Origin of the sequence: Citrobacter sp. MGH105 (assembly GCF_001037485.2) — a bacterium.
In the GTDB taxonomy this organism is placed as follows: domain Bacteria; phylum Pseudomonadota; class Gammaproteobacteria; order Enterobacterales; family Enterobacteriaceae; genus Citrobacter; species Citrobacter portucalensis.
The window spans coordinates 1-4,036 of sequence record NZ_CP073053.1 but is presented as its reverse complement, the minus strand read 5'-3'; the positions used below and the strand labels follow the sequence as shown (position 1 = coordinate 4,036).

3 protein-coding genes are annotated in these 4,036 nt (G+C 30.5%); all 3 read left to right on the top strand.

The genetic code is table 11. The features are described 5' to 3' along the window. Positions 1-388 (top strand): plasmid mobilization relaxosome protein MobC (mobC, locus tag SK35_RS26795; protein ID WP_215268669.1); only part of this gene is annotated, 388 nt, incomplete at its 5' end. A 1-nt stretch (position 389) separates the two neighbouring features. Further along, positions 390-1,808 (top strand): hypothetical protein, encoded by a 1,419-nt coding sequence (locus SK35_RS26790; RefSeq protein ID WP_139156983.1) that lies wholly within the window; start codon positions 390-392, stop codon positions 1,806-1,808. Between the two features lie 596 nt (positions 1,809-2,404). After that, the gene (locus SK35_RS26785) at positions 2,405-3,817 is read left to right on the top strand and encodes a hypothetical protein (RefSeq protein ID WP_048216463.1); all 1,413 of its coding nucleotides are present in this window, start codon (positions 2,405-2,407) and stop codon (positions 3,815-3,817) included. Positions 3,818-4,036: the final 219 nt, after the last annotated feature.

Below are 4,036 nucleotides of genomic sequence, written 5' to 3'. Positions count from 1 at the left end.
CCCCTTCAATCCCCTTAAAACCGAACACAGGAGGCTTACAGTGAGCTACAAGGATAGATACCATAGGAAGCACAGCGTCACGCTATGCTTCAATGACGAAGAATTTGCACAGGTTGAAGAACTGGCTTCTATGCTGAAAAAGCCAAGGGCGAAAGCCATAAGGGAGTTAATACTCAATAAAGAGTTTAAACTCAAAAAAGAAATTTCCAAAAATGAAAATGGTGATGTGTATTATCAGCTTCATAAAATAGGTGTTAATATTAACCAGATAGCAAGAGCAATAAATACTGATATTGATAAATTTATTTCCCATGAGTTTGCAGAAGATTTTATAAATTTATTCGAAGAAATAACAAATGAGATAGAAGATATTAAAAGGAGAATTTAATATGTATCATAAAATAATAGGAGGTAAAAAAAGCAAAGGTCAAAGGAATATAAAAAAAAGTATTGAATATTTATTGAGAGAGAAAAACCCAGAACAACAGAAAGACATAAAAATATTATCAACAACCACAAAACAAGACCTAATCAATTTTGAAAATTATATTTTAGATAAAAACAAATCAAACCCATACGTGTGTGGTGTTTTATCATTTGAAGAAAAATCCATATCAGAAGAATTAAAAACCAAATTAATCACAGAGTTTGAAGATATTTTATTTGCAGGGATTGAACAAGAAAACAGACCTCCAGTTATGTGGGTAGAACACAACGACAAGGGCAGGGTAGAATTAAATTATTTAACATTTAACAGTTTACAAGACAGAAGATCATACACTGTATATTTAGATAAAAGAGATCGTGGGTTGGTAAATAACTACTCTGAAATAATTAATTATGAAAATAATTTATCAAGTCCATTTGAAGAGAAAGAAAATAAAAACACATTAACCAACAAACCAAAAACCAATATTCCAGAAGATAAAAAACAATTTATTGAAAATATTAATACTGAAATAATGGCATTAATTATTAATGAAGAGTTGGAAAATAGAGATCAAACCATCAAACATATTGAAAACATGAAAGGTGTTAAAATAAACAGAATACGAAAAAATCAAATATCAATTAAATCTGATTTGTTTGATGACGATAAACCCATTGTCCTGAAAGGAGATATATATGAAGAGGGAAGAGATTACAGCGATTATAGAAAAGAATTCAACCCAAAACCTACAAGAGATCCAGAGTTTGTTAGAGAAAAACTCACAGAGCTTAAAAGAACATTTGCAGAAAGAATTGAAAAACGAGAAATCAGAAATAGATCAAAGTTTAAAAAACCATCGTTCAAAAATATATCAGAAAATAGACAAAGTATTCAAAGAGAAGATCAAGATATTGGATATAAATATACTAACGGCGATTTTATCAATGTTAGTAATAACGATGGTTTTTCAAGTATGTATATTCGCACTGATAATATGGAGATTGTAAACAATGAGTCAATTAATACAGAATATAAAACTAAAACAGCAACAGAAGAAACAGCAGGAACTACAAGAGCAAGAGATATTGAAAAAATTAATCAGCAACAACAATTTGTTAGTTCGAGACTTGAAGAAGCTGGAAGAAAACAACAGCAATTCAGAAAGTCGATTGATACAACTGAAGGAAGATTTGGAGTATGTAGAAGATCTGTACACTCAATTATTTCTACTTTTGGAAGATACATACGAACGTTTTCAGCATATACAAGGAAGAATGAACACAGGCAAAAATTCGAAAAAAGACGAAAAATCGAAGAAGAAAAACTCAAAATCAAAAATCAGGGAAGTTACAACAGAAGACGATATAAACCATATTAAAAATATGATGACAACACTACTAGATCACTATGATAAAACTTTAACCGTGAACAAGTGAGAGCCAGCCGTCAGGCTGGTTCTTGCTTGTGAGGGGTTGACCTGTCCGGTAGGACGGTTTTCTGTCATAAGGTGTCATAGTGTCATAAAAACCACAAAAGAAAACGTCATATGTTTTGCAGAAAAACCATGACAACAAATGTCAAAACAAAAAACATGATATTTTCTGACAAATGAGGGCTGAAAATTGCCTGTTTTCTTTAAAATCCATTTTGTCAGAAAAGTTCTGACATTCTGACAAGTTAATTTTCCTTTTATAATCAATATATTACATTTTTTGTCATTAGCTTTGTCAAAAGAGTACTGATTTTTTCTGACAAATCTCTGACAAAATTTTTTTTTAATCCTTTAAAATCAATAGTTTACAAGATTTGTCAGAATGTCAGAGTGTCAAACAGGGGGGGGGTGGTATGTTTTTGGCAGTGCATTTTTTGGGGTTAAAATCCGACAAAATAAAAAATGTCTGATTTTTTTAATGTAAACATTTGACAAGTTAAAATCCTATGTTATAACTGTATATATAATAGGAGGATTTAATTATGATAAGATTGAAAAAGGTATTTAATTTAACAGAAGAAGAAATAGTTTTAACGAACGAAATAGCAGAAGCAATTAGCAAAGAGCCAAAAGTAGAAACTCACGAAGTGAATATAAATTTTATTGATGTTTTACCTATAATACCAAACCCCCATAATTTAGGTTTATCAGAAAATATAGATCCATTATCTTTGATATATTCTAAATTTGTTAGTGAAACCGACATACCCCCAGCTTTACCGATATTTTCATTTTTAAGCTATTTAAGTGCTTTTAGTGTTAATAACAATATAATGTATAAGCATCCTACAAGCCCAGCGGATTACTTAAACACTTGGACTTTAATACTTGCACCTTCTGGTGCAGCAAAAACCACATCAGCAAAAATTATTGAAAGTTCTATACCAAAAGATATAGAAGAAAAGCCAATGATTAGACCTAATTTTGAAGGTGCTGACGGTTCGGCAGCATTCATTTCAGAGTTAGCAAAAGCAGAAAAGAAAATTGATAATTTCGGAAAACCAATACAGCCGATTTTCTGGATAGAAGACGAATACTCCCAGTTTATGAAAAAATTAATGCCGGGAGGTTCTATGGTTGAAACCAGAAAAACAATGTTAAAGATCCATGATAATGATAAAGCCCGTAGAGTTACGAAGAACGAAACTATTGAAACTGAAAGTATCGTTATGAGTGGTTTATTTTTGAATACTATTGATAGTTTTGCAAGAAACTTTGATCAGGAAAGTATTAATGATGGATTAGGAAGAAGACACAATTTTGTTTATGCAGAAAGAGGTGAAAAAGTTGTCCCAACTTGGACAGTGGAAGAAATAATCGAATCACTCAAAGAGGGATTAGATAATTTCTTTTCAACTGTAAAAACAAATGTAATTTATACATATTCACCAGAATGCAGAAAAATCTATGACCATTTTTATATGGTTTACAAAGAAAAATTTGATCACATATTAGGGGAGGAAACAAACGGAACATTTTTCAGAACATATTTTATGTTAAGTTGGAAATATGCAGCAATATATCATATTTTGCTGAAAGAAGAAGGAACCGAAATTCAGGCAAAATCTTTTGACTATGGCATAAAAGTTTCATTAATGTTTTTATCCAGTATAAAAAGATTTTTAGATTACAAAGTAGATTTAAAATCTGGTGCCAAAGAAGTTAGAAAGGAATATTTAAAAAAAGCAGCAGAAAAAGAATTAAACAACTTGCAAAAATACAAAGATTTTTTGCTTGATAATGTAGAAATTACATTGCGAGATTTTAATAGAAAATTTAGTCTTAAAAAGGTTGAGAGTTTAAAAGTCCTTAAAACAATCAGAGAAAACAAATTAATAAAATACCATCCATTGTTTGAAGTTTTGGCAAAAGAAGAAGCCAAAGCGAAAAAATAACTACCGCCTTCACTTCGTTCAGTTGGTCAACCCCTCACAAAAAAGCCATTTGCAAAATGGCTTTATTTGTTCACGGTTATATATAAAACCCAAATTTAAATTGATTATTTTTTATTCAGCTATTGACTTAATTTTTATATGTATTAATTAATATATAAGTGGAAAACTATATAACAGCAAGCTCAGACAATACTTCGTATTGTCGCTTGTGAGGGGTTC